The organism is Polaribacter filamentus, from assembly GCF_002943715.1.
In the GTDB taxonomy this organism is placed as follows: domain Bacteria; phylum Bacteroidota; class Bacteroidia; order Flavobacteriales; family Flavobacteriaceae; genus Polaribacter; species Polaribacter filamentus.
In genome coordinates this window covers 438,142-463,921 of the sequence record NZ_MQUA01000013.1, presented here as the reverse complement: position 1 = coordinate 463,921, position 25,780 = coordinate 438,142, and the positions used below count along the sequence as shown (strand labels likewise).

General features: G+C 30.8%; 22 protein-coding genes and 2 pseudogenes. 22 read left to right on the top strand and 2 right to left on the bottom strand.

Annotated elements, in window-relative coordinates:
• The first annotated feature begins 108 nt into the window (after positions 1-108).
• The 3 genes from BST83_RS04185 (at position 109) to BST83_RS04175 (ending at position 2,874) form a co-directional block, all read left to right on the top strand.
• On the top strand, positions 109-1,350 hold the full coding sequence (locus tag BST83_RS04185) for an MFS transporter (RefSeq protein ID WP_205853548.1): 1,242 nt from the start codon (positions 109-111) through the stop codon (positions 1,348-1,350).
• On the top strand, positions 1,347-2,348 hold the full coding sequence (locus tag BST83_RS04180; RefSeq protein WP_104808710.1) for an aldo/keto reductase: 1,002 nt from the start codon (positions 1,347-1,349) through the stop codon (positions 2,346-2,348). Before BST83_RS04185 ends, BST83_RS04180 begins: the two co-directional genes overlap by 4 nt.
• 79 nt (positions 2,349-2,427) lie before the next feature.
• Positions 2,428-2,874: a hypothetical protein gene (locus tag BST83_RS04175; protein ID WP_104808709.1), complete on the top strand. Its 447-nt coding sequence runs from the start codon at positions 2,428-2,430 to the stop codon at positions 2,872-2,874.
• A 379-nt stretch (positions 2,875-3,253) separates the two neighbouring features.
• Here the strand turns inward: BST83_RS04175 and lon are convergent, their stop codons facing one another.
• Positions 3,254-5,707: an endopeptidase La gene (gene lon, locus BST83_RS04170; protein WP_240614638.1), complete on the bottom strand. Its 2,454-nt coding sequence runs from the start codon at positions 5,705-5,707 to the stop codon at positions 3,254-3,256.
• Between the two features lie 259 nt (positions 5,708-5,966).
• On the opposite strand from lon, the gene BST83_RS04165 reads away from it, so the two are divergent.
• From BST83_RS04165 to BST83_RS04095, 15 genes and pseudogenes are all read left to right on the top strand, one after another.
• Entirely contained in the window at positions 5,967-6,533 is a 567-nt protein-coding gene (locus BST83_RS04165) for an RNA polymerase sigma factor (protein WP_104808707.1), read from the top strand.
• Positions 6,523-7,047 carry a hypothetical protein gene (locus tag BST83_RS04160; protein WP_104808706.1) on the top strand — a complete coding sequence of 175 codons (525 nt, stop codon included), beginning with the start codon at positions 6,523-6,525 and terminating at the stop codon, positions 7,045-7,047. The genes BST83_RS04165 and BST83_RS04160 overlap by 11 nt, the downstream gene beginning before the upstream one ends.
• Positions 7,031-8,110 (top strand): hypothetical protein, encoded by a 1,080-nt coding sequence (locus tag BST83_RS04155; RefSeq protein ID WP_104808705.1) that lies wholly within the window; start codon positions 7,031-7,033, stop codon positions 8,108-8,110. The genes BST83_RS04160 and BST83_RS04155 overlap by 17 nt, the downstream gene beginning before the upstream one ends.
• Positions 8,111-8,138: 28 nt before the next feature.
• The gene (locus BST83_RS04150; protein WP_170062735.1) at positions 8,139-8,861 is read left to right on the top strand and encodes a head GIN domain-containing protein; all 723 of its coding nucleotides are present in this window, start codon (positions 8,139-8,141) and stop codon (positions 8,859-8,861) included.
• 121 nt (positions 8,862-8,982) lie between these two features.
• Positions 8,983-9,507 (top strand): TlpA family protein disulfide reductase, encoded by a 525-nt coding sequence (locus BST83_RS04145; RefSeq protein WP_104808703.1) that lies wholly within the window; start codon positions 8,983-8,985, stop codon positions 9,505-9,507.
• A 299-nt stretch (positions 9,508-9,806) separates the two neighbouring features.
• Entirely contained in the window at positions 9,807-10,910 is a 1,104-nt protein-coding gene (locus BST83_RS04140; protein WP_104808702.1) for an aminotransferase class V-fold PLP-dependent enzyme, read from the top strand.
• 96 nt (positions 10,911-11,006) lie between these two features.
• Positions 11,007-11,939 (top strand): NAD-dependent epimerase/dehydratase family protein, encoded by a 933-nt coding sequence (locus tag BST83_RS04135; RefSeq protein WP_104808701.1) that lies wholly within the window; start codon positions 11,007-11,009, stop codon positions 11,937-11,939.
• Between the two features lie 264 nt (positions 11,940-12,203).
• Positions 12,204-12,602: a mechanosensitive ion channel domain-containing protein gene (locus tag BST83_RS04130; RefSeq protein ID WP_170062734.1), complete on the top strand. Its 399-nt coding sequence runs from the start codon at positions 12,204-12,206 to the stop codon at positions 12,600-12,602.
• 201 nt (positions 12,603-12,803) lie between these two features.
• Positions 12,804-13,312: pseudogene (locus BST83_RS20115) on the top strand (transposase); the annotation flags it as partial.
• A gap of 181 nt (positions 13,313-13,493) precedes the next feature.
• Positions 13,494-13,868, top strand: a complete 375-nt coding sequence (locus BST83_RS04120; protein ID WP_104810780.1) for an Hpt domain-containing protein — start codon at positions 13,494-13,496, stop codon at positions 13,866-13,868.
• Between the two features lie 17 nt (positions 13,869-13,885).
• Positions 13,886-15,442, top strand: a complete 1,557-nt coding sequence (locus BST83_RS04115) for an NAD(P)/FAD-dependent oxidoreductase (protein WP_104808698.1) — start codon at positions 13,886-13,888, stop codon at positions 15,440-15,442.
• Between the two features lie 68 nt (positions 15,443-15,510).
• Positions 15,511-15,948 (top strand): ATP-dependent zinc protease family protein, encoded by a 438-nt coding sequence (locus BST83_RS04110; RefSeq protein ID WP_104808697.1) that lies wholly within the window; start codon positions 15,511-15,513, stop codon positions 15,946-15,948.
• Entirely contained in the window at positions 15,949-16,824 is an 876-nt protein-coding gene (gene rimK, locus BST83_RS04105; protein WP_104808696.1) for a 30S ribosomal protein S6--L-glutamate ligase, read from the top strand.
• Positions 16,814-17,764, top strand: coding sequence for a succinylglutamate desuccinylase/aspartoacylase family protein (locus tag BST83_RS04100; protein WP_104808695.1), 951 nt, complete (start codon positions 16,814-16,816; stop codon positions 17,762-17,764). The genes rimK and BST83_RS04100 overlap by 11 nt, the downstream gene beginning before the upstream one ends.
• A gap of 114 nt (positions 17,765-17,878) precedes the next feature.
• Positions 17,879-19,087: an esterase/lipase family protein gene (locus BST83_RS04095; RefSeq protein WP_104808694.1), complete on the top strand. Its 1,209-nt coding sequence runs from the start codon at positions 17,879-17,881 to the stop codon at positions 19,085-19,087.
• A 68-nt stretch (positions 19,088-19,155) separates the two neighbouring features.
• Here BST83_RS04095 and tnpA read toward each other — a convergent pair.
• Positions 19,156-19,602 (bottom strand): annotated as a pseudogene (gene tnpA / locus BST83_RS04090) (IS200/IS605 family transposase).
• Between the two features lie 208 nt (positions 19,603-19,810).
• Here tnpA and trmD point away from each other — a divergent pair.
• The 4 genes from trmD (at position 19,811) to BST83_RS04070 (ending at position 25,619) form a co-directional block, all read left to right on the top strand.
• Entirely contained in the window at positions 19,811-20,491 is a 681-nt protein-coding gene (gene trmD, locus BST83_RS04085; protein WP_104808693.1) for a tRNA (guanosine(37)-N1)-methyltransferase TrmD, read from the top strand.
• Entirely contained in the window at positions 20,484-21,962 is a 1,479-nt protein-coding gene (locus tag BST83_RS04080) for a glycosyltransferase family 39 protein (RefSeq protein WP_104808692.1), read from the top strand. The genes trmD and BST83_RS04080 overlap by 8 nt, the downstream gene beginning before the upstream one ends.
• A 109-nt stretch (positions 21,963-22,071) precedes the next feature.
• Complete coding sequence (gene rplS / locus BST83_RS04075; RefSeq protein WP_104808691.1) at positions 22,072-22,422, top strand: 50S ribosomal protein L19; 351 nt, start codon at positions 22,072-22,074, stop codon at positions 22,420-22,422.
• Between the two features lie 977 nt (positions 22,423-23,399).
• Positions 23,400-25,619 (top strand): NADP-dependent isocitrate dehydrogenase, encoded by a 2,220-nt coding sequence (locus BST83_RS04070; protein ID WP_104808690.1) that lies wholly within the window; start codon positions 23,400-23,402, stop codon positions 25,617-25,619.
• Positions 25,620-25,780: the final 161 nt, after the last annotated feature.

The window sequence follows — 25,780 nt, the reverse complement described above, 5'->3', positions numbered from 1 at the left end:
GGCAGTAAAATACTCACTGAACACTGTGACTGGATGCTGATTACTATTCTTTTCGTACATTTAAACTATAATCAATTCAATTTGCCAAAAAAATCTAAAGTAACTGCAATGTTTGCCCTGATTATTGCAGGCGAAGCTATCTTTTTATTGCCCTTCATTTTAATGCGCGTTTTTAAGCCTGTAATTAGAGATGCCTTTTTAATTTCTGATGCTCAAATTGGAGAAGCACAAGCTTTGTATGGAATTACGGCTGTTCTCTCCTACTTTTTTGGTGGTTTTATTGCTGATAAATGGGAACCTCGTAAATTATTATCCCTTTCATTATTCCTAACAGCTTTTGGTGGCTTTTGGCTAACTAAAATTCCCTCGATTTTTACCCTAAAAATATTATACGCTTTTTGGGGAGTTTCTACAATTTTGTTGTTTTGGGCTTCTTTGATTAAAGCAACTAGACAATGGGGAAATCAAAATAACCAAGGTTTATCTTTTGGGTTATTAGATGGTGGAAGAGGCTTTTTCGCTGCTACAATTGCGTTATCTGGAGCAGGAATTTTAACCTTCTTTTTTCCTCAAAAAGGAGAAGAAATCACTTTTGAACATAAAGTAGCAACGTTACAATACATTATAGGGACAATTACATGTATCGTTTTTTTAATTGCGTTTTTAGTTTGGAAAGTAATTCCGGAAGAAAAAGAAGCTTCTCAGGTTCATGATAGTGATCATAATAAAGAGTTTCAATTTAATTTTAAAGAAGCTTTTTTATTAATGAAACAAAAAAAAGTAATCTTTCACTCCACAATTATTTTCTGCGCTTATTGCTCTTATAAACTCACCGGAGTTTATGGAACCTATGCCAAAGATGTGTGGAATTATAGTTTAGAAGAAGCTACTTATTTTGCTGTTTTTATTCAGTATTTAAGACCTATTGCAGCAATTTCTATCGGTTATATTGCAGATAAATTTTTACCATCAAAATTGATTGTACCAAGTTTTTCTGTACTTATTTTTGCATCTGTAATTTTAGGTTTTGGTTTTTTTAACGAGCAACCTATCTTTTTATCATTTACAATTTTTATCTTTATGGCTTTTGGCACCTATTCTTTAAGAGGCTTGTATTTTGCCATTATTGAAGAAACAAAAACACCTTTGCAACTCACAGGAACTTTAGTTGGTATTATTTCTGTAGTTGGTTTTACACCAGACATATTTATGTCCTTATTTAATGGATATATGTTAGGCGAAAATCCTACAATTATTGAATATCAAAATTTATTTACCACCTTTACAATTATACCTATTGTTGGTTTATTAGCAGCTTTAGGATTTAGAAAAAGTATGTCAAAATTATGAGTAAAAAAGATAAATATTTAGCTGATGAAAATCGCTACGAGAAAATGAACTACAGAAGAACAGGAAATAGTGGCTTATTATTGCCTGAACTTTCTTTAGGCTTATGGCATAATTTTGGAAAAAATGACAATTTTAATAATTCTAGAGAGTTATTAAAATGTGCTTTTGATAACGGAATTACTCATTTCGATTTAGCAAATAATTATGGGCCACCTCCTGGTTCTGCTGAAAAAAACTTTGGTAAAATCTTAAAAAAAGATTTCAAATCTTATAGAGACGAATTAATTATTTCTACAAAAGCGGGTTACGGAATGTGGCCAGGACCTTATGGAGATTTAGGTTCTAAAAAGTTTTTAGTAGCTAGTTTAGATCAAAGTTTAAAAAGAATGAAATTGGATTATGTTGATATTTTTTATCACCACAGACCCGATTATGATACGCCTTTAGAAGAAACTATGGGCACTTTAGATTTGATGGTTCGCCAAGGAAAAGCATTGTACGTCGGTATTTCTAATTATCAGCCAGAAGAAGCAGAAAAAGCATTTAAAATCTTAAAAGATTTAGGAACGCCGTGTTTAATTCATCAACCAAATTATAGCATGTTTAATAGATGGATTGAAGATGGGTTGTTAGATTTATTAGGAAAAGAACAAGTTGGCGCTATTTGTTTTTCGCCTTTAGCACAAGGAATGTTGACTGATAAATACATTAATGGTTTGCCAAAAGATTCGAGAGCAGTAAAAGACAGTCCGTTTTTAAATACAAATCAGGTATTAGACATGCTTCCTAAAATTAAGGCGCTGAATGAAATTGCTAAAAACAGAAATCAGACGCTGGCTCAAATGGCAATTTCTTGGATTTTGAAGGATGAAAGAATTACATCTGTTTTAATTGGCGCAAGTAAAACTGAACAAATTTTGGACATTATAAAAGCTACAGAAAACACTAGTTTTGAGCCGAATGAATTAGAAAAGATTAATAATATTGTAACTTCTTAGGTTTTTAAAAGGGCTTTAAATTTTATTTAAGATCGTTCTATTTGTTAAACCTTATCTTTGACCAAACTCAATAGAATTTATGTCTACTAAAAAAATTATTATTACGAATGCATTATTAATTTCAGTCTTAATCGGAGGGTTCTTCTTTTTAAGCAAGTTTCTAGGACTTGCTGATAATGGATTCCTTCGGTTCTTTAATCTTGTTTTCGTAATAATTGGAATTCATCAAGCGATAAAAACAAATATTTATACGAATAAGGTAACCGAATTTACTACGAATCTAGGAGTTGGAATTCAGACTTCAGCCTTGGCAGTAGCTTTATCCATTATTGGCGTAGTTGTGTATTTAGAAGTTATTAACCCTGATTTTATGCAAGTAATGCAGAATTCATTTTTAATTGCTGGAGATTTGTCGTTAGCAGAAATTATACTAACGTTGGTACTAGAGGGTTTTGCTTCGTCTGTAATTGGTTCTTTTATCATTATGCAATTCTATAAGAATCACGATAAAAAAGGTATTTCTTAATTTCTTAAAAATGATTTATCTAAAATAGAAAGCTTCAATTTGGAGCTTTTTTTGTTTTGATACTATGAATACTTATTAAAATGGAAGATTTTAACTAACGAAACAGTACTAATTAACTAAAGAATTTTAGAAATTTTAGCGGTAATTTGTTTTTAAGTACTTTATTACACTGATAGTGTTCAAAAAATTAGTTGGAGATTTTGTCTCTAAATTATTGTTGTCTATAAAAAGCTCAAGATTGTTTCACTCTTAGAACCAAGATTTAATCCTAACGATCTCACAAACACACAGAACTTAAGCTAAAATTAGCTACTTTATCTTGATGAAATTATTTTAAAAAAAACCTCTTTTCTGAGTTTAGAAAAGAGGCTTTTTAAATTTATACTAATTTCTTAGCATTGGTTACTTTTTGCTTTGTGAGTGCTAATTCTATTACTTGTTTCATGTCTGTAACATAGTAAAAAGTTAAGCCTTTTAGATAGCTTTCTTTAATTTCTAAAATATCTTTTTCATTTTCTTTACACAAAATTATTTCTTTAATATTAGCTCTTTTTGCAGCTAATATTTTTTCTTTAATTCCGCCAACAGGCAATACTTTTCCACGCAATGTAATTTCGCCAGTCATGGCTAGCTTATTTTTAACTTTTCGCTGAGTATAAGAAGAAACTAGAGATGTTAACATCGTAACACCTGCGCTTGGTCCGTCTTTTGGCGTTGCGCCTTCAGGCACGTGAATATGTACATTATACTTTTCTAAAATTTCTGGATTAATTCCGAATTCCTCAGCATTCGATTTTATGTATTGCAACGCAATTGTTGCAGATTCTTTCATTACAGTTCCTAAATTACCTGTAATAGAAAGCGTTCCTTTTCCTTTAGATAAAATAGATTCTATAAATAAAATATCACCTCCAACACTTGTCCAAGCTAAACCTGTAACCACACCTGCAACATCATTGCTTTCAGATTTATCTCTAAATCTTGGTGTACCTAAAATAGCTTCCACTTTTTCTGATGATAAAACAATATCATATTCTTCTTCTAGAGCTATCGATTTTGCTGCAAAACGCACCACTTTTGCTATTTGTTTTTCCAAACCACGAACACCAGATTCTCGCGTATAGCCTTCAACAATTTGTTCTAATTGCTTTTTGCCAAGTTTTATTTCTTTGGCCGTTAAGCCATGTTCTTTTAATTGTTTTGGTAACAAATGTCTTTTCGCAATTTCAATTTTTTCTTCAATAGTATAACCTGTAACATTTATAATTTCCATTCTATCGCGCAAAGCCCAAGGAATTTGGCCTAAATTATTCGCGGTAGCAATAAAAAGTACTTTTGATAAATCGTACCCAACTTCCAAATAATTATCGTGAAAAGCCTCATTTTGTTCAGGATCTAAAACCTCTAACATTGCAGATGATGGATCTCCTTGATTACTATTACTTAATTTATCAATTTCATCCAATACAAAAACAGGATTTGATGTTCCAACTTTTTTCAAGTTCTGAATCAACCTACCTGGCATTGCTCCGATATAGGTTTTTCTGTGTCCTCTAATTTCTGCTTCATCACGCAAACCACCCAAAGACATTCTAACGTATTTTCGTCCTAAAGCTTCTGCGATCGATTTTCCTAAGGAAGTTTTACCAACTCCTGGAGGTCCATATAAACAGATAATTGGTGATTTCATATCTCCTCTTAGCTTTAAAACCGCCAAATGTTCAATAATTCTTTCTTTAACGTCTTCTAACCCGAAGTGATCTCTATCTAATACTTTTACGGCATGTTTTAAGTCGAATTTATCCTTTGAAAAAATTCCCCAAGGCAATTCTAATAACAATTCTAAATAGCTTCTTTGAACGCCATAATCTGAAGCTTGCGGATTCATTCTTCGCAAACGTGCCAATTCTTTTTCAAAAGTATCGCCAACTTCTTTAGTCCACTTTTTCTTTTTAGCTTGCACGCGCATTTCTTCTAATTCTCCATCATTAGAAACGCCTCCCAATTCTTCTTGGATCGTTTTTAATTGCTGATTTAAATAATATTCACGTTGTTGCTGATCTAAATCTTCACGAGTTTTAGACTGAATATCATTTCTCAGTTTCAATTTTTGAAGCTCTTTATTTAAGCTCTTTAAAGTAAGCAATGCACGTTCTTTTAGATTGTCTTTTTCTAAAATAATTTGTTTTTGCATCACACTTAAATCCATGTTTGATGCAATAAAATTGACCAAAAAGGCATCCGAATGAATATTTTTAATTGCAAAAGAAGCTTCTGAAGGCAACATTGGGTTTTCTTTAATTACCTCTAAAGCTTGTTCTTTAATAGAATCTATAATCGCTTCAAACTCTTTTTTATCCTCAATAACCTTATCATCAAAAGCTTCTTTTACAGTTGCTTTTAAATACGGTTCATCTTGAATAATTTCTTCAATTTCAAAACGTTTTTTTCCTTGGATGATCACTGTTGTGTTCCCATCAGGCATTTTTAAAACACGTAAAATTTGTGCCACAACGCCAGTTCTATGTATATCTTTTAACGTTGGTTCTTCCTCATCTTCGTTTCTTTGCGCAACGACTCCAATAATTTTATCGCCTTTATTAGCGTCTTTAATTAATTGAATTGATTTATCTCTACCAGCCGTAATCGGAATTACAACTCCTGGAAATAACACAGTATTTCTTAACGGGAGAATTGGTAATATTTTTGGAACGCTTTCTTTATTGATGATTTCTTCATCTTCTGGCGTCATTAATGGAATTAATTCAGAATCTTCGTTCATGATATTTTGAAACGACAAACTGTCTAACTTTATAATCTTTGATTTGCTCATATGTTGTATATATGTCATTGTGACATTGATTTTCTTTAACATCAAAAACCAATATCAGTATTATATTTATAAAATACTGATAACTAAATATTTAAAAATTAAATAGGAATTATCCATCTTAATTAGTTCAATTGTTATGCCAAAGGAATTTAATTAAAAGTATATCTTTTAATTTTCTAACTATAAAAAATAGTATTTTTATTTTTGTTAAACTGTAACAACTCAAAAACAACTAAGTCTTTAACATAGTACCGTTTTATTGGAAACCAATCAACCACATATAACCAACCTTGTAGAGCGCTGTAAAAAGTTTGATAAAAACGCGCAGTTACATCTATACAAAGCCTATTACAGCGCTATGTATAACACTGCACACAGAATTTTAAAAGATAGTTTTGAGGCAGAGGATATGATGCAAGAAGCTTTTTTAACTGCTTTTACAAAGTTAGATTCGTACAAAGGCGAAGTTGCTTTTGGAGCTTGGTTAAAACGCATTGTGATTAATAAAAGTTTAACACAATTAAAGAAAAATAATCGATTTGTAGAAGTGAAAATGGAAGTGATTGCTGATGTTGAAATTGAAGATGAAACTATTGATTATAAAGGTTTAAATCCTAAAAGTGTTTTAAATACGTTGCAAACTTTAAAAGAAAATTACAGAGTTGTACTTACTTTAAATTTGATAGAAGGTTATGATTATGAGGAAATTGGACAAATTTTAAATTATACAAACGAGAATGTTAGAACCACAATTTCGAGAGCAAAGAAAAAATTAAAGCAAGCGTTACTTGCAGAAAATACACAAAGACAAGCACATGGAAAATAAAATAGATGCTTTTTTTTCTGAAAATAATTTTGATTTTCAAGAGCTACATTCCGGACATTTAAAACGTTTTGAACGCAAACTAAATCAAACAAAAAAGAATGCCAAAACTTCTTGGAAATGGTTAAGTGCTGCTGCATCCATTATTCTAGTTTTTGGCTTTTGGCTGGGCAGCAATCATCAAAAAAAACAAATGGATTTGGCGGATATTTCTCCTAAAATGGAAGAAGTGCAAAACTATTTTGTGTCCACAATCCATCAAGAATTAAAAGTCCTTGAAAAAAACAGAAGTTTAGAAACAGAAGTTATAATTGAAGGTGCTTTGGAGCAATTGGAAGAATTAGAAGACAGTTATAAAGCTTTTGTAAAAGAACTAAATATTGAGGGCAACTCTAGACAAATTATAAGTGAGATGATTCAAAATTATCAACAACGTTTAGAAATTTTAGAAAATGTATTAAAACAAATTGAAGAAATAAAAAATCTTAACCTTTTAAAAGATGAAATCTATATATAAAATTGCCTTACTCTTTTTACTTTTTCCGCTAATTACGTCAGCAACTATTAGTAGTGTAAAGCAGGAAAAGAAGAAAATTATCAAAAAAGAATATTCTGTAAATACGGATGCTAAAGTGTTTATTAATAATAAATACGGAAATTTAAATATCACCACTTGGGATAAAAACAGCGTAGAAATCGAGGTTGTCATTACTGTAAAAGGTGATGATTTAGACAGCGTTGAAGATAAACTTGCAAGTATTAATATTCAATTTGAAGCTTCTTCTAATTTTGTTTCTGCAAAAACCAACTTTGAAAAAGAAGAAAAAAGCTGGTCTTTCTGGAAAAAAAGCAGCAACATTATTTATCAAATTAATTACATCGTAAAAATGCCAAAATCTAATTCGGTAGCTTTATACAATGATTATGGCAGTATTTATTTAGATTATTTATCTGGACAGGCTTCCATAAATTGTGATTACGGCAAAATTTCGGTGGGAGAATTGACAGCAAATAACAACGATATTAATCTAGAGTATTGCAATTCATCGACCATTGGTTACATAAAAAGTGGAAATATAAATGTTGATTACTCTAAAATTAGTATCGATAAATCTGAAGATTTAAAAATAAATACCGATTATTCAACTTTAAAATTTGGAACCGTTGGTAACATCAATTTTAATGCTGATTATGGCTCCATAAGTATTGAAGAAGCCAACAGTGTGGACGGAAATTCTGATTATGTAAGTATGAGCTTTGGAACCATCAAAAAAAACTTAGTCATTGATACTGAGTACGGTTCTATTTCTGTAAAAAAATTAGTAAAAGGTTTCGGAAAAGTAGCAATTGATGCAGAATACACAGGTGTTAAAATAAACGTTGAAAGTGATGCTGTTTTCGATTTTGAATTAGATTTGCAATATGCTGATTTTAAAGGTAAAAATGATAAAATGGAGTTTTATAAAAAGATATCAAAACCCACAAAAAGTTATTACGAAGGTAAATTTGGAAAAGGAAATTCTAATTCTAAACTAAAAATAAGATCTCAATATGGAGGTGTTTCAATTACAGAATATTAATAAAAATCAACCAAAAAAACATAAAATCATGTTTAAAAAAATTATTTTAATTGCACTTATTTTAACAGGAACCTTTGCTATTAGTGCACAAAATAACCAAAAAATTAAAGGAAACGGAAAAATAGTGACCGTAAATAGAACTACCTCTACTTATGATGGCGTTGCGGTTGGAGGTCCTTTTGATGTTATTCTTGTAAAAGGCAAAGAAGGTGAAATTACGATTGAAGGCGAAGAAAATATCATTCCGTATATAGAAACTGAAATTGAGGGCGATATTTTACAAATAAAATTCAAGAAAAACACAAATATTAACACCACAAAAAGACTTACAATTACAGTTTATTTTGAAAGTATAGAGAAAGTTTCTTTAGCTGGCTCTGGAAATATTACTAGTAATGAAATTATAAAAAGCAAAGATTTTGCTGTTGCTTTAGGGGGTTCTGGAAACATTACTTTAAAAGTGGACGCCAATGAAATTAGCGCAAATATTGGCGGTTCTGGAAACATTGAATTGATAGGGAAATCAAACGAATTAACATCCTCTATTGCCGGTTCAGGAAGCATAAAAGCCTATGGTCTTAATGCCGATAGCTTGAGCGTAAATATTGCCGGTTCTGGTAGTGTAAATTCAACTGTTAAAACAAAAATTAAAGTAAAAATAGTAGGTTCTGGAAACGTTTATTACAAAGGAAAACCTTCAAGCATTGATACAAAATCTGTTGGTTCTGGAAGTGTAATTGACAGAAATTAAAACATATCTTACTCTTCCAAAAGGAAAAAATTTAAAAAAGCTGTAAAATGAAAATCCTTTTACGGCTTTTTTACTTTGAAACTAAAAAAGGCATAACTTAGCTAACACTTTAAAAAAAAACATGAAACAAACTATTTTACTGCTATTTTTCCTCTGTGGATTTACTTTCTTCGGACAAGAAAAAAGCATAAAAAAGCCTGAATATGTGATTATTGTTAACAATGAGATTATTACAAAAGAACAACTTGAAGCATCTGGTAAAAATGGCGCCATAAAATCTATGGATAAAGGTGCAACTCAAGAAGAACGAAATCAACTTGCAAAAAATTTTGGAAACAAAATTGGCGATAAAGATTTTATACTTCAAATAGCCGTTTCTAAGGAGCAGGAATTATTAATCCGGAAGAAAGAAATAGTTTCAAGCCCAAAAAATACAGATAAGAAGCAAGAAATTGACGAGCTTAAATTACATGTTAATGAAGTTGCAAGCGACTTTACTGTAAAAATGATGAACGGTGAAAAAATTACATTATCCAACCTGAAAGGCAACGTTGTTCTTTTAAATTATTGGGCAACTCGGTGCGCGCCTTGTTTAATAGAATTTTCTGATTTTCCGAAAAAAATATTAAAACCTTTTGAGGGTTAAGATTTTGTTTTAATTCCTATTTCTATTGGAGAAAATAAAGAAAAGGTTCAGAAAAAATGTTGCAGTTAAAAAAGTAAGGAGTTTATTTTAATGTAGGTATTGATCCAACTCAAAAAATTTGAGATCAATATGCAACAGGTTCTATTCCTAAAAACTTTGTAATTGATAAAAAAGGCGTAATTCGATATATTTCAGTTGGGAATTCAGAAGGAAATATTGACAAATTAGCATCCGAAATAAAAAAATTATTGAACGAGTAAATAAGTATTAGCAAAATCAAAAATCATTCATATAAAATTATGGATATAGCAGAAATTCGAGCACTTTTTCCGGTTACCAAAAAAGCAATTTATTTAAACAGTGCCTCACAATCGCCTCTAAATTTATTAGTGTATAATAAACTTCAAAACTGTTTAAAAACAGAACTACAGCTTATCGGTAAAAAAGGTTTTAATCGTGATAAAGTTCGAGTTCCGTTATCAAAATTATTAGGTGGTTCTGCCGATGAATATGCGCTAACAACAAGTACTGGCATTGGTCTAGGAATTGTAGCACAAGGAATCAAATTTAAAAAAGGAGACAATATTATAATTCCAGAAAACGAACATTGGAATACCACGTATCCTTGGTTACATCTTCAAAAAAAAGGTATTGAAATTCGGTTTGCAAAAGTAAACGAAGATCAAAGTTTTGAGCCAGCGGCTGTAAAAACACTAATTGATAAAAATACCCGAGTTGTGACGATGGCTGCTGTAAGATTTAATAGTGGTTTTAGACCAAATTTAGTTGCAATCGCAAAAATTGCGCATGAAAACGATGCTTTGTTTGTTGTGGATGCTGCACAAGCCGCTGGAGTAATCCCGATTGATGTTGCAAAAGATCAAATTGATGTGCTTTCTGGTTGTGGTTTTAAATGGCTTCTTGGCATGCACGGAACAGGATTTTTATATGTTAGTAAAAGAGTTGTGAAAATGATCAATCCGGTTTTACCCGGAATGTACGCAGCCGAAAGAATATATGACGAACTTTCGTTTTATGAAGATTCTAGAAAGTTTGAAACGGGCACTATTGCCTATCCCCTATTTGATGCTTGGTCTGCAGGATTAGAATTACTACTTAAAATCGGAATTGAAAATATTTATAAAAAAGCGATCGAAAACACAGATATTATTATTGATGGACTTTTAAAAAAAGGATATCAAATTATATCACCCATAAAAAAAGAGGAAGATCGAAGTGCAATTATTCATTTTAAAACCGATTCAATAAAAACCACTAAAAAGCTTTATCAAAAGTTACTGGCTAAAAATGTTCTGGCAACTTTACAAGGCGAAAATATGAGAGTAAGTCCTAATTTTTTTACAACAAAAGAGGAAATTAATACATTCTTAGATTTAATTTAACTTGTTTTTAAATATGAAAAAGATACCTTCGCTAAATACGTATGTGAAAAAAGTGTGATGAACTTGTTTCCCTCAAACTTCATTTAAAAAAATAATATGCAAGTAATTTTAGGAGCAAACGGAATAATTGGAGAAGAATTAGCAAAAGAATTAAGCGCTAATTACACAACTGAAATTAAATTAGTTGGACGAAATCCTAAAAAAGTAAATGCAAACGATATTTTATTTAAAGCTGACTTGCTTAATTTGGAGGAAGTTCATAAAGCGTTAGAAAACTCAGAAATCGCATACTTAACCGTTGGCCTTCCCTATAAATCGGAAGTATGGTTGTCAGATTGGGCAAAAATTATGCAAAATGTAATATCAGCGTGTAAAATAAATAATTGTAAACTTGTTTACTTTGATAATACCTATGCATATTCTCAAGATAGCGAAATTCAGGTAGAAAATACTCTTTTAAAATCGGAAGGAAAGAAAGGGAAAGCCAAGAAAGTTACAGCTGAACTATTATTAAATGCCATTAACTGCGAGGAAATCAATGCTGTGATTTGCAGAGCGCCTGAATTTTATGGTCCAGGTAAAACAAAAGGGCTTACTAATTCCCTTATTTTTGAAAATCTTAAAATTGATAAAAACCCAAAAGTATTCTTAAAAGACACAGTATTAAGAACCCTCATTTATACTCCGGATGCAAGTAAAGCGATGGCGCTTATTGGAAATACGCCAGATGCTTACGGACAGACTTGGCATCTTCCTTGTGATGACAACCGACTCACGTGTAAAGGCATATTAGCTGAAATATCAACGCAATTAGGCAGAACCATAAAGTATTGGATATTGAACTCGTTTGTATTGAAAATAGCTTCGTTTTTCAATGAAAACATAAAGGAAACGCAGGAATTACTTCCTAGATATGCTATTGACAATATATTTGATTCCACTAAATTTAAGAAAAGATTCCCAAGTTTTAAAGTAACTTCTTATCAAGAAGGAATTAAAAATATACTTATTGATTATGAAATAAAGTAAACCACTTTTAAAGAGTTACTATCTAAAAATATGTTGAAACTCATCAAACGTAATTATAACAAATATTTAATTTCTTTTAGTCTGAATTGTATTTAAAAAAATATAATTTAACTAAGTATCTTGAATTTATATCAGTATTTATTTAACAAGAAATTAAAACAAAATTAGTTGAATATGGCAGAAATTAAAACATTTGAAACCATAATCTAGATTGTACTCTTTTTTATTATTCGAATAGTAATCATTAAAATAATTGACAGAGCTGTGCATAAAAGTTTATTGCAAAAAACACAAGGAAAAATTATCAAAAAAGTTTTTAAAGGAGTATTAATATCAATCATTTTAATTTTCATTCTTTCTATTTGGGGCGTAGATCAATCAGAATTATTTTTATTCATGGCTTCTGTTCTAACCGTAATAGGAATCGCGTTATTTGTCCAATGGTCTCGTTTGTCAAATCTTACATCTGGTATGATTATCTTTTTTAATCATACCGCAAAATTAGATGATACGATTCAAATCATAGACAAAGAATACTACGTAGAAGGTAGAATAAGTGATATCTGCCTTTTCTTTGTGCAGATAAAAACAACTGAAAACGAAGAGGTGACATTGCCAAATAGTGTCTTTTTACAGAAAATGATAAAAAAGAAAATTAGCTAGTTTTAAAATAGTTTAAAATTTTACCCCAAAAGAAACTCCAAAAAGAGTATCTAAAAAGTATACTCCTTTTGCAAATGGCTTTTCTTCTCTGAAAGTGCTGGTATTAAAAGTCCGAGCATTCTTTTTATTTTTAAAGGAAAAGAATCAGTATATCCGTGCTTACTAAGTTCAAATTTGGCATTCTTAATTTGGTATAAAACAAAATCTAATGTTATGGTCATCGCTGAAAGTACTGTTCTTTAAAATATAGAAACAGGAAAGATAGAGAGACAATGTAGCTGTTTTAAGACTAAATTTCTAGAAGATTACGATGCAGAAGGTGGAGATGAAACTTTTAGAAAATGAATAGAGAGAGAGAGAGAGAGAGAGAGAGAGAGAGAGAGAGAGAGAGAGAGAGAGAGAGAGAGAGAGAGAGAGAGAGAGAGCAAACCATTGTTTTTATGGATAAAAGTACCTATTATGTGACTATTGAAAATTACGTTGAGCTACATATAGGTGATAAATCTACTACTAAAACAACAAAAGAAATAGTAAGTTGGGTGCATGTTGCAATTAGTAATAAGAAACGAAATTTTACAATAAATTATCATAAAATCAAGAAGAAATACGTGCAATTATACTTAAATGAGTTTGTTTACAAACTCAATCGTAGATATTTTGGAGAAAAAATATTTGATAGGCTCAAAATTGCTAATATTACTCGATTATGATAGATTACAAAAATATATATTTTTTTAATCAATCATAATAATCAAGGGAACCAACTATTTTAAAAAGAAATATCTTCTACAAAAACAAACTTAATAAAAATATCAATCAAAGTTAGTTACAACTTTTTATTTATATTTGCAGCACTTTATTATGGTATGGCCCTCTAATTTAAGAAAAAACATGAATATTCAAAATATTTTAACCAGTAATGTTGTTGATTTAACTTCGCTTAAAGAATACTTTGCTTCGGATAAAGATTCTTTAGTTCAGCTTATTGGCGTTTATTTATCTGATACTGCTCCCAGAATTGACATTTTAGAAGAAAATTTAACTAAAGTTGATTATGATTCGGTAAAATCTATTTGTCATTTTTTAAAATCTTCTTTTGGTTTAATGGGCGTTAATTGCATAGACGAAATTGCAGAACTTGAAAAACAAGCGCAAAGAAATGAATCAGAAGATGTTATAAAAGAAAGATTAAATTATATTCTACCAATTTGTAGAGAAAGTATTATCGAATATCAATTGATTTTAGACCGACTTGAAGCACTTTAATTTTCTAAATTTGCAGAATGATTAAAGACCTACAACTTCGTGTAAATTTAATAGAAGAACTTACAGAAAACATACTTTTACACAAAGCCGCTAAACAACTTGGCGTTGATGCTTCAGAAATATCTGCTGTAAAAGTTTTAAGGAAATCTATTGATGCACGTAAAAAAGAGATCATCTTTAATTACAAAGTAGCTGCTTATATTAACGAGCAAATACCCGAAAAATCAGATTATATTTTTGACTACAAAGATGTTTCAAAAGCGAAAGAAGTTCATATTATTGGTTTTGGTCCAGCAGGAATGTATGCCGCTTTGAGATGTATAGAATTAGGATACAAACCCGTTGTTTTAGAGCGTGGTAAAAATGTTCAAAATCGCAGAAGAGATATAAAGGCTATAAATCGAGATCATATTGTTAATGAGGATTCTAATTATTGTTTTGGCGAAGGTGGTGCAGGGACATATTCTGATGGAAAACTCTACACTAGAAGTTTAAAACGTGGTGATGTTCGTAGAATTTTTGAAAACCTAGTTTTTCATGGAGCTACAGAACAAATTCTAGTAGATGCGCATCCACATATTGGAACCAACAAATTACCAAAAATTATTGAAAATATTCGTGAAAACATTTTAAAATTTGGCGGCGAAATTCATTTTGAAACTAGAGTTGTCGATTTTATAATTAAGAATAATAAGTTACAAGCAATTCAGCTTCAAAACGGAACAGAAATGGCTGTAAGTTCCGTTATTTTAGCAACGGGTCATTCTGCCCGAGACATATACGAATTGCTGCACAAAAAACAAATCGCACTAAAAGCAAAATCTTTTGCGATGGGCGTTCGAGTAGAACATCCGCAAGAAATTATTGATCAAATTCAATACCATTGTTCTGGTGAAAGAGATGAATTATTACCTGCAGCAGCTTACAGTTTAGTGCAGCAAGTGAATAATAGAGGTGTGTATTCTTTTTGCATGTGTCCCGGAGGGTTTATTGTCCCTGCAGCTACAGCAAGCGGCGAAGTTGTTGTAAACGGAATGTCGCCATCCAAAAGAAATAATAAATTTGCCAATTCAGGGATTGTAGTTGAATTAGATATTGATCAAGATTTTAAGAAATATGAAAAATTTGGTCCTTTAAAAGGATTAGAATTTCAAAAAGATTTAGAAAAAATTGCTTTTTTAGCAGGCGGAAGAACACAAGCTGCACCCGCACAACGGTTGGTAGATTTTGTTGATGGAAAAATCTCAACAGATTTAAATGATTGCTCCTATCAACCAGGATTAGTTTCTGCTCCTATTCATTCTTTATTACCAAAAATAATAGGAAGTAGGTTGCGTAAAGGTTTTGCTGCATTTGGTCAAAAAATGCATGGATATTATACTAATGAAGCAAATATTATTGGGGTAGAATCTAGAACTTCATCACCCATAAACATCCCCAGAAAAGAAAATTTAGAACATCCAGAAATTGAAGGATTATTTCCTTGTGGAGAAGGCGGTGGTTATGCTGGTGGTATTGTTTCGGCAGCGATGGATGGTGAGCGTTGTGCAGAAGCAGTAATTGCAAAATTGTAAATATTTAACCTACTTTTGATATTAAGTCAATAACTATAACTAATTTTACAACAGTTTAATTTACATACATGAAAACTACAATTGGTAGAATTGATAAAGCAGATTTTCCAAAATTACATTTAGTAGATATTGATTTAAAAATAGATTCTGGAGCTTACACATCATCTATACATTGTTCTAACATTAACGAAATTGAGGTTGAGGGTGCTAATTTTATCAGATTTACATTGCTAGATCCCGAACATGATTTTTATAATAATAAGGAATTTTCGACAAAAAATTATGCTTCAAAAATGGTAAAAAGTTCAAACGGAATTTCTGAAAAAAGATTTTTAATTGAAACAGAAATTGTGATTTTTAACGAATCTTTTCCGATCCATTTAACATTAAGTGAACGCAAAGACATGACTTTCCCTATACTTTTAGGAAGAAAGTTTTTAAATAAAAAATTTGTGATAGATACTTCAAAGAAAGATCTATCCTTTAAATTAAAAAATATAAAATAAATGAGAATTGTAATTTTATCTAGAAATCCGAAACTATATTCAACAAGAAGATTGGTGGAAGCTGCAATAAAAAGAAAACATGAAGTTTTTGTTGTAGACCATTTAAAATGCAATATCGAAATTGAAAAAAGAGCTCCTAAAATATTTTATAAAGGAGAATATATCACCAATATAGATGCTATTATCCCTAGAATTGGTGCTTCTGTAACCTTTTACGGAACTGCAGTTATTAGACAATTTGAAATGATGAAAGTTTTTACTGCAGTTAGTTCTCAAGCATTAGTTAGATCTAGAGATAAATTAAGCAGTTTACAAATTTTAGCAAGAGCTGGTGTTGGTTTACCTAAAACTGTTTTTACAAATTACACAAAAGATGTAGAACATGTGGTAGATTCTGTTGGTGGTGCGCCATTAGTATTAAAATTATTAGAAGGCACACAAGGTTTAGGTGTTGTTTTAGCAGAAACCAAGAATGCAGCAACATCAGTGTTAGAAGCATTTAATGGTTTAGGAGCAAGAGTAATTGCACAAGAATTTATAAAAGAAGCTGGTGGTGCAGATATTAGAGCTTTTGTAGTAGATGGTAAAGTAGTTGGAGCTATGAAACGTCAAGGAAAAGAAGGCGAGTTTCGCTCTAATTTACACAGAGGCGGAAATGCAACAATTATAGAATTAACGGATGAAGAAGAAAGAACAGCTTTAAAAGCGACCAAAGCGATGGGCTTAGGTGTTGCAGGAGTAGACATGTTACAATCCTCTAAAGGCCCCTTGGTTTTAGAGGTAAACTCTTCTCCTGGTTTAGAAGGAATTGAAGTTGCAACAGGAAAAAATATTGCGAAAGAAATTATTAGATATTTAGAGCTCCATGTCGAATAAACCTTTAATTCTTTTAGGTCAAAATATTCCAGAAGGAAAACGTACCGTTTTAGATATAGAAGTTGCCAAATTACATACAAGAACAACGGTAAAAGTGCCTATAATTATTGAGCGATCTAAAGTTGAAGGACCCGTAATTTTACTATTGGCGGGTGTTCATGGTGATGAAATAAATGGCGTAAGTATTATACGTGAAATTATTAATAAGAAACTAAACGTACCCAAAAAAGGAACGATTATTTGTATTCCTGTTTTTAATATTTTTGGATATTTGATTCAGACAAGAGAGTTTCCTGATGGACGCGATTTAAACAGAATGTTTCCAGGTTCTTTAAACGGCTCTTTGGCTAGCCAATTTGCACATCAGTTTACCAAAGAAATTGCCCCTTTTGTAGATTATGTAATTGATTATCATACAGGTGGCGGCGAACGAGATAATATTGCGCAAATACGATTAGATACTTCTGAGGAAAAAACCTTAGAATTGGCGAATGTCTTTAACCCTCCTTTTGTAGTTCACTCTAATTATATTGCAAAATCTTTGCGTGAATCGCTTAAAAAAATGGGTAAAATAGCTTTGCTGTTTGAAGGCGGGAAATCTAAAAATTTAGATCCTGTTGTTATAGATCACGGAATTAGAGGAACCAAAAATGTTTTAACGCATTTAGGTTTTATTGATGGCGATATTTCTATCACTTTAAAACCTACTTTTATTAAAAAAGCAAAATGGTTACGTTCTAATCATTCGGGAATGTTTAAAATTTTAGTCGAAAACGGAACTCACGTTAAAAAGAAAGATATTCTTGGAGTAATTCAAGATCCTTTTGGCGAATTTAAGAAAAATATTTACGCTCCTTTTGATTGTCATATTTTCTGTATTAATAAAACTCCTATTGTAAACAAGGGAGAAGCTTTGTTTCATGTGAGTATTGACGAGTAATTAATTTCGTTTTTCATATTTTTAATCGCTACTAAAATTTAAAAAAAATACCAATCTTTAATATACTTCAATCAAAAAAAATTAAGAAAGTTTACTTTTAAAAGACAGCTAATAATGTCAAAAAAAACAAAACCAGACTCAGAATTACAAGGTCTTACCCATTTAATTGTGGATGCCACTATTGGTGTCACTGATTTGGTGGAAGAAATGCACAAACAAGTGGTTCATCCTCCTTTTTTGCCATCAACAAGTATTCAAAAACTAATTACCAAAATTGCCGGTTTTACTTTTAGTAATATTAGATGGAGTACTAAAGTGATAGGGAATTCCGTTTCTAAAATATTAAAACACTTAACACCTGCCATTGGAAATATAAAATCTTCAGATAAAAAAGAAGTACTACTTTCAGTTTTAAACGGCGTAATTGGTGATTATTTAGAGGAAAAAGAAAATCCGCTAAAGATTGACATGCAATTTCGTTATAAATCAAAAGCCATACAAATTAATAATGAAAGTTTAAAGGGAACTTATCCAAAAATTAATGGTAAAATTCTTTTAATGATTCATGGTTCCTGTATGAGTGATATTCAATGGAATCATAAAAATCATAATCACGGAGAAATTTTATCCGAAGAGTTAGATAAAACACCCATTTACTTAAATTATAATAGTGGAAAACATATTTCTACCAATGGAAAAGATTTAAATAAAAACCTTCAAAAATTAGTGGAAAACTGGCCAGTTCCTGTTGAAGAAATTATGATTATTACTCATAGTATGGGTGGGTTACTAACTAGAAGTGCCCTTTATTACGCAGACCAAAATAATAATAATAAATGGACAAAACACCTTAAAAAAGTAGCTTTTTTAGGAACACCTCATCATGGATCTCATGTGGAGCGCATAGGAAGTTATTTGGACCTTATTTTGGAATCTGTACCGTATTTAAAGCCTTTTGCAAGATTAGGGAAAATTAGAAGTGCTGGAGTAACAGATTTAAGATACGGGAATCTTGTTGATGAAGATTGGCAACGCAGCGGTCGATTTGAAAGAAAAGGAGATCAAAGAGAACATATTCAGTTGCCAAATAAAATTGAGTTTTTTGCTGTAGCTGCAACTACAGGGAAAGAATCTGCCCATGCCTCCACTCAAATTTTAGGCGATTCTTTAGTAGATATAAAAAGTGCTTTAGGTCAGCATAAAAAAACCGCCAAAAATCTAAATTTTAAAGGAGAAAATACTTGGATTGTTTATGAAAATAATCATTTGGAATTGTTAAGTAATCCTAAAATATTGGACAAATTAAAAACTTGGTTGCTTTAGTTAATTTTACTACTCAAAATGTAAGTTTTAAAAAAAAATGAACTACCTCGACCAAAGGGTACGGGGTCTCAAGACAATTTAAGCTGTGACTTGTGTATCTTTTGATACTGCTGACCTTTGCCTTGACCTTGAACATATTTCTTTATAACTTCTTCATTTGCATATTGACCGACAGTATTTATATAATAACCACTTGTCCAAAAATTTGCCACCCATAAAAACCTCTTTACTTCGGGATGCAATCTAAAAATCTCAAGAGCAGTTAAGTTCTTTACAGTATTCACTATCTTTTTTGGGGATAACATTGGAACACTTTGAATCAAAAAATGTACCTGGTCTCCATCACATCCTATCTCCAAAAAATGAGTCTCATAGCGCTGTGATATTTCTAAACATACCGCTGGTAAGGTTTGAGAAACTTATTCGCTCAAAACTTTTCTCCTATACTTAATTGGACAAACCAAATGATACAGCAACAAACTCTTATTATGACTTTTATGAGTAGGAGCCCTCATAAATCAAAAATTACAAATCTTTACGCTACTCCCAACGCAAGCGTCGAGGAACTCTATTGATTAAAAAAATTTATATATAAGACAGAAAACTTTTAAATTTAAATGGCTAAAAATTATATTTGAAATTCTCACATTTTCCCATACTAGGTGTTGATATTTTTTTTGAAAAACCATATTTAAAAGCTCTATAAAAACCTACATTTGTAACATGCGAATAGATATTATTTCAGTAGCGCCAAATTTATTAGAAAGTCCGTTTAATCATTCTATCATAAAACGAGCGCAAGACAAAGGATTAGCAGAAATTGTAATTCACGACTTACGTAAATTTGGTTTAGGCAACTACAAACAAATTGATGACACTCAGTTTGGCGGTGGCGCAGGCATGGTTTTAATGATAGAACCAATTTCTAATTGTATAAAACAATTGCTTGTAGAAAGAAATTATGACGAAGTTATTTACATGACTCCCGATGCAAAAACCCTGAATCAGTCTACAGCAAATACACTTTCTCTAAAAGAAAATATTCTTATTTTAACTGGTCATTATAAAGGTGTAGATCAAAGAATTCGCGATAAATATATTACCAAAGAAATTTCGATTGGCGATTATGTTTTAACAGGCGGCGAATTGGCAGCAGCAGTTTTAGTCGACGCGGTTGTGCGTTTAATTCCGGGCGTTATTGGCGACGAACAATCTGCATTAACAGATTCTTTTCAAGATAATTTATTGTCACCACCAGTATATACAAGACCTGCAGAATTTGAAGGTATGAAAGTTCCTGACGTATTATTGTCTGGAAATTTTCCAAAAATTGATGATTGGCGAAGTAATCAAGCTTACAAAAGAACCCAACAAATAAGACCCGATTTACTAAAAGATGAGTAAGTTTTTATCAATTATAAAAAACAAAAAAGCCATTTCTTGGGTTTTAGGATTTCAAATTTTTAGGTTGATTTTACTCCCATTTATGGGATTAATGCCACAAGACGCTTATTATTATTTGTACGGTCAGAATTTATCTTTATCTTATTTTGATCATCCGGGAATGATTGGTTACATGCTAAGGATTTTTACAGAGGTTTTTGGGCAATCTATTTTTACCATAAAATTTGCTGATTTTGTAATTACTTCTTTAACAATCTTAAGTTTCTACAAATTAGCGTCTTACTTTTTATCCAAAGAAAAATTACAACGAGCTTTTGTTTTATTAGCTTCTACCATATTTATATCAATTTTATCATTTAATTCTACTCCCGATGTACCACTATTATTATTCTGGACATTGAGTTTAATTTGCTTATACAAAGCTATTTTTGAAGATAAGAAGTTGTTTTGGATTTTAGGCGGAATTGCCATGGGCTTTGCTTTTGATAGCAAATACACCGCTTTATTATTACAAATTGGGTTGCTAGGATTTTTAGTGTTTTCAAATACATATAGAAAATTATTATTTTCTCCTTGGCTTTGGATTTCATTAATTATTTCTATTGCCGTTACATTTCCTGTTTGGTATTGGAACTATCAAAATGATTTTGCATCCTTTGCTTTTCAATCATCCGAACGAACGAGTTCAATTTCTGAATTTAAAATTTCTCCCAAATATTTCTTTGGTGCAATTGGTCATCAAATGTTCTTGTTACTGCCCGTTTTGTTTCTGAGTATTATCACGTTTACGTATAAATATGTAAAAAGAGCATTGCTGAAATTTAAACTTCCGCAAGCCAAAACCTTATTCTTGTTAGCATTTTTTATCCCAACTTTTGTTGGGTTCTTTGCCCTGACTCCTATCTATTGGGTGAAACTAAATTGGATGATGCCTTCGTATATAACAGGAATTATTTTAGCAGGAATGTTCATCAGCAGGAAATTATTGAAAATTCAGCTTCTATTTTCAATTGTATTTCATGTTTTGTTTAGCTTACAAATTATCTTTTATTTAGTCCCTATTAAAAGTGACGATACTTGGGTTGGCTGGAAAGAATTAGCAATTGAAACTACTAAATTACAAGAAAAACATCCAAATACCTTTGTGTTTTCTAATGATAACTATAAAACTTCCGCGTGTTTAAACTTTTTTATGGATGAAAAAGTATTTGCACAAAACATTATTGGTTTACCGGCTTTACATTTCGATTACTTAGGGGATAATTTATCTGATTTAGATAAGAAAAACGCTATTTTTATTGATTCTGACAAACAATTTAAAGACAATAAGTTAAAAGGAAAAAATGACCCATTATTAAGTAAATACTTTGATTCAGTAAAAGAATTAGCGCCTATTATCATTAAAATAAATGGAAAAGAAGTACGTAAATTCTGGATTTTCTACTGTACGAACTATAAATATAAAAAATAATGCATTTTAGTTTTATCTACAATAAATAATTTATTACTTTTGCAAACGCTAAATTAACCTCTGACGAAGAAATCGTGAACGTTGCTTTACTATAAAATAAATATTAAATATGGAAGCTTTAATAAAATTTGTTCAAGACGAATTTGTAACAAAAAAAGAATTCGCAGAATTTTCTGCTGGTGATACAATTACAGTGTATTACGAAATTAAGGAGGGAGAAAAAGTACGTACTCAGTTTTTTAGAGGTGTCGTTATTCAAAGAAAAGGAACAGGTCTTTCTGAAACTTTTACAATCAGAAAAATTTCTGGTACTGTAGGTGTTGAAAGAATTTTCCCTGTAAACTTACCTTCTATTCAAAAAATTGAAGTTAATAAAAGAGGTAAAGTACGTAGAGCTCGTATTTTCTACTTTAGAGGTCTTACTGGTAAAAAAGCTAGAATTACTGAAAGAAGAAGATAATTTCTTCTTATATAAAACTATAAAAAGCGTTGTGATTAATCACAACGCTTTTTTAGTTAACAAATGTTAACAACTGTAGTTAATAACATGTTGACTTATAATTTATTAAAATTTTGTTTAAATAGATAAGACTTCTATATTTGATTTATAATTTACAAACTAATTAAACTTGTTAGTATACAAAAAGCTAATGAAAAATTAATAGTGAATATATAAAGTAACGTTCTTTATAAATTGTTTATCCAAAAAAATGATAGAATAGCAATGTTCATTTCAAAAAATGATAGTTATCGCTTAAAAAAGTTCGTTGTGAGAATAACTAACTGAAATAAAGTATCATCTTTAGAAGGATAACAATAGAAACATTAATAAAAATTTTAAAAAAGTAGAATGCTCGTTTAAAATTAAGGATGTTTCAAAAAACCGAAATAGAAAAATATAATTTCTTTATAACAAAGAAATATAAGATTAATTTCTTATTTGATTTGTAGTAATACAAAAAAGTATAAAAGACTATTTCAAGAAAGCCATATCTCTGCAAGTAATTGTAAGCTATGGCTTTCTATTTTTAATCATTCTTGTGCCATAAAAGACTGAAGATTGCTTCGCTTTTAAAACCAAGAACAAAGACTCGACCCAAACTATATTACAATCGGATATTAATTAAAATAAAATTGTCTACTTTGTCTTGATGAAATTATTTTAAAAAAAAATAGTGTCTTTTAAAAAATTCGCGGAATTTCATATTTTAAAAGGTTTTATGAACTAAAAATATTTACAACTAGACGCTAATGATTTTTAATATCAATTCCTTAAAAAAAAGACCTTTTTTTTATTAAAATCGTTATAACAATCGGTAATTAATGGAAATTTAACATCTAAAATCTCACCTTAAATTCATAAGTTTGTGCCGCTTTATGCGAAATTGATTTCGTACTAGCACAGCATTCTATTTCTTACAAAAACAAAATACTTTTATGAGCAAAATAGCCAAAATTATATATACAAAAACAGACGAAGCACCAGCATTAGCTACTCGTTCATTTTTACCAATTGTAAAAGCTTTCACAAAATCATCTAATATAGAAATTGAAGTTAAGGATATTTCTTTAGCCTCAAGAATATTAGCAAATTTTTCTGATTATTTAACAGATGATCAAAAAGTAGAAGATGCTTTAGCTGTTTTAGGAGAATTAGCAAATCAACCAGATGCAAATATTATAAAATTACCAAATATTAGTGCTTCTGTGCCACAACTAAAAGATGCAATCGATGAGCTACAAGCCTTGGGTTACGCATTGCCAAATTATCCTGATGAAATAAAAACGGATGAAGATAAAGCTGTTTCAGCCTTGTATAATAAAGTAAAAGGATCTGCCGTAAATCCAGTTTTACGCGAAGGAAACTCTGACAGAAGGGCGCCAAAAGCAGTGAAAAATTTTGCTCGTAAGCATCCGCATTCAATGGGTAAATGGTCTAAAGACTCTAAAACTCATGTTGCCACAATGACTCATGGTGATTTTGCTTCTAATGAAAAATCGATCACCTTAAAAAAAGAAGCAATAATTAAAATTATCCATACAAGCTCAAATGGAAAAACGACAGTTCTGAAAGAAAAATTAAATCTATTAGAGGGTGAAATTATTGATGCAACAATAATGAGTAAAAAAGCATTGATAGATTTTTTAGAAGAACAAGTTGAAGATGCCTTAGATAAAAATGTATTGTTTTCTTTGCATATGAAAGCAACAATGATGAAAGTGAGTGACCCAATTATTTTTGGCCATGTTGTTCGTGTTTATTTTAAAGATTTATTTGGAAAACATGGAAAAACATTTAAGAAAATTGGTGTTGATGTTAACAATGGTTTTGGGAATCTTCTCAGTAAATTAAGTGAATTGCCTAAAAACAAACGTGATGAAATTAGAGAAGACATTCGTTTTGCACTAGATCATAGCGCAGAATTAGCAATGGTAAATAGTGATAAAGGTATTACCAACTTGCACGTACCAAGTGATGTTATTGTAGATGCTTCTATGCCAGCAATGATTAGAACTTCTGGCCAAATGTATAATGCAGAAGGAAAGCTACAAGACACAAAAGCAGTTATTCCTGATAGTGCTTATGCAGGTATATACTCAGCAACAATTGACTTTTGTAAAAAGCATGGAGCTTTTGATCCTACAACAATGGGAACAGTACCTAATGTTGGTTTAATGGCTCAAAAAGCAGAAGAATATGGTTCTCATGATAAAACTTTTGAAATTGCTGCGGATGGTAAAGTTCAAGTAGTAGACGAAAAAGGAAAAATTTTAATTGAACATGCTGTTGAAACTGGTGATATTTGGAGAATGTGTCAAACGAAAGATTTACCAATTCAAGATTGGATTAAATTGGCAGTAACAAGAGCAAGAGCGTCAAGAACACCAGCTGTTTTTTGGTTGAATAAAAACAGAGCTCATGATGCAGAAATCATTAAAAAAGTAAATATCTATTTACCAAAACACGACACCACTGGATTAGATATAAGGATTTTATCACCTATAAAAGCAACTGAATTTACTTTAGAAAGAATTATAACAGGAGAAGATACTATTTCTGTTTCTGGTAACGTATTGCGCGATTATTTAACAGACTTGTTTCCTATTTTAGAAGTTGGTACATCTGCAAAAATGTTATCAATTGTTCCCTTAATGAATGGTGGTGGCTTGTTTGAAACTGGTGCAGGAGGCTCTGCCCCAAAACACATGCAACAATTTTTAGAAGAAAACCATTTACGTTGGGATTCTTTAGGTGAGTTTTTAGCATTAGCCGTTTCTTTAGAACATTTAGGAACCACAAACAACAACCCAAAAGCATTAGTTTTATCAGAAACTTTAGATGAAGCAACTGATAAATTTTTAGAAAATGATAAATCTCCTTCAAGAAATGTAGGCGAATTAGACAATAGAGGTTCTCATTTTTATTTAGCCTTATACTGGGCAGAAGCTTTAGCAAATCAGAATAAAAACGCTGAATTAAAAGCCGAGTTTACGGTTATCGCAGAAGCTTTGAGTAAAAATGAAGCTAAAATTATATCAGAACTAAGCACTAATCAAGGAAATTCTTTAGACATTGGTGGTTATTATCTTCAAAATGAGGACTTGGCAACAGCGGCTATGAGACCTAACAGTACTTTAAACAGTATTTTAAAATAGGTGTAAATTTACGTTTTCTTAAAATATTAACAATTAAGAGTGCTTCATAGCACTCTTTTTTCTTTAGTTTTGAAATTAACTTATACTAAAACTAATGAAGAAGAAAAAAATTGTTATAATTTCCATCAGTGTCATTGTTGGAACTTACTTAATTTATAATT

Excerpts from the sequence above, each read along its gene's own strand:
- BST83_RS04180 (WP_104808710.1), top strand. The coding sequence starts at position 1,347 with ATGAGTAAAAAAGATAAATATTTAGCTGATGAAAATCGCTACGAGAAA.
- BST83_RS04145 (WP_104808703.1), top strand. The coding sequence starts at position 8,983 with ATGAAACAAACTATTTTACTGCTATTTTTCCTCTGTGGATTTACTTTC.
- BST83_RS04095 (WP_104808694.1), top strand. The coding sequence starts at position 17,879 with ATGTCAAAAAAAACAAAACCAGACTCAGAATTACAAGGTCTTACCCAT.
- BST83_RS04150 (WP_170062735.1), top strand. The coding sequence starts at position 8,139 with ATGTTTAAAAAAATTATTTTAATTGCACTTATTTTAACAGGAACCTTT.
- BST83_RS04155 (WP_104808705.1), top strand. The coding sequence starts at position 7,031 with ATGAAATCTATATATAAAATTGCCTTACTCTTTTTACTTTTTCCGCTA.
- BST83_RS04160 (WP_104808706.1), top strand. The coding sequence starts at position 6,523 with ATGGAAAATAAAATAGATGCTTTTTTTTCTGAAAATAATTTTGATTTT.
- BST83_RS04185 (WP_205853548.1), top strand. The coding sequence starts at position 109 with ATGTTTGCCCTGATTATTGCAGGCGAAGCTATCTTTTTATTGCCCTTC.
- BST83_RS04080 (WP_104808692.1), top strand. The coding sequence starts at position 20,484 with ATGAGTAAGTTTTTATCAATTATAAAAAACAAAAAAGCCATTTCTTGG.
- BST83_RS04135 (WP_104808701.1), top strand. The coding sequence starts at position 11,007 with ATGCAAGTAATTTTAGGAGCAAACGGAATAATTGGAGAAGAATTAGCA.
- BST83_RS04115 (WP_104808698.1), top strand. The coding sequence starts at position 13,886 with ATGATTAAAGACCTACAACTTCGTGTAAATTTAATAGAAGAACTTACA.
- BST83_RS04070 (WP_104808690.1), top strand. The coding sequence starts at position 23,400 with ATGAGCAAAATAGCCAAAATTATATATACAAAAACAGACGAAGCACCA.
- BST83_RS04110 (WP_104808697.1), top strand. The coding sequence starts at position 15,511 with ATGAAAACTACAATTGGTAGAATTGATAAAGCAGATTTTCCAAAATTA.
- rimK (WP_104808696.1), top strand. The coding sequence starts at position 15,949 with ATGAGAATTGTAATTTTATCTAGAAATCCGAAACTATATTCAACAAGA.
- lon (WP_240614638.1), bottom strand. The coding sequence starts at position 5,707 with ATGAGCAAATCAAAGATTATAAAGTTAGACAGTTTGTCGTTTCAAAAT.
- BST83_RS04140 (WP_104808702.1), top strand. The coding sequence starts at position 9,807 with ATGGATATAGCAGAAATTCGAGCACTTTTTCCGGTTACCAAAAAAGCA.
- rplS (WP_104808691.1), top strand. The coding sequence starts at position 22,072 with ATGGAAGCTTTAATAAAATTTGTTCAAGACGAATTTGTAACAAAAAAA.
- trmD (WP_104808693.1), top strand. The coding sequence starts at position 19,811 with ATGCGAATAGATATTATTTCAGTAGCGCCAAATTTATTAGAAAGTCCG.
- BST83_RS04175 (WP_104808709.1), top strand. The coding sequence starts at position 2,428 with ATGTCTACTAAAAAAATTATTATTACGAATGCATTATTAATTTCAGTC.
- BST83_RS04120 (WP_104810780.1), top strand. The coding sequence starts at position 13,494 with ATGAATATTCAAAATATTTTAACCAGTAATGTTGTTGATTTAACTTCG.
- BST83_RS04100 (WP_104808695.1), top strand. The coding sequence starts at position 16,814 with ATGTCGAATAAACCTTTAATTCTTTTAGGTCAAAATATTCCAGAAGGA.